The sequence below is a fragment of the Microbacterium sp. P5_E9 genome, from assembly GCF_054049175.1.
In genome coordinates, this window is record NZ_JBFUMV010000158.1 from 1 (window position 1) to 522 (window position 522).

General features: G+C 66.9%; 1 pseudogene. It reads left to right on the forward strand.

Annotation, left to right across the window (positions count from 1 at the left end):
- Nucleotides 1-197 precede the first annotated feature (197 nt).
- Nucleotides 198-522 (forward strand): annotated as a pseudogene (locus ACXJ3V_RS20755) (hypothetical protein); the annotation flags it as partial.

A 522-nucleotide genomic window follows, 5' to 3' on the forward strand; every position in this document is an offset into this window, starting at 1 on the left:
CGCGAGTAGCACGCGTGTGGCGTCGATCGCCGTGAGCGTTCGCAGCCGTCTTGTTGTGTGGTCATCGCTGCGCTGTGCACGAGGCTGACACGAAAACCGAATAAGCATCGTCGGGATACGTCGTTGCCTCCCAGCCCGCGGGCAACGACCATCGAAGGCTTTCACCACCCGCGGCGCCCCTCTGGCCGGCTACCAAGATGCAGTTCCCGTCGTCATTTACCCTCGCGCGTGCGGCAGGCGCGGTCCTCGTCGCCGTCGCTACCGCCCGTGGCGCCCAGGCGGCTGATCCGTCGCTCCCCACGCAGGTCCCTGCCAGCACCAAGCTGGTGGTCGCCGACCAAAACGAGAACTTGCAGACCCTCATGCGCGCTTCGGGCGCGCAGAAGCAGCTTGCCGCGTCAGTGAGCTATGCGAACTTCCAGGGAGGTCCCGCGATCCTGGAAGCGTTCCGAGCTGGCGCGCTCGACCTGGCGGTTGTCGGCAACACGCCGCCCATTCAGGCCCACGCGGCCGGCGAAATCC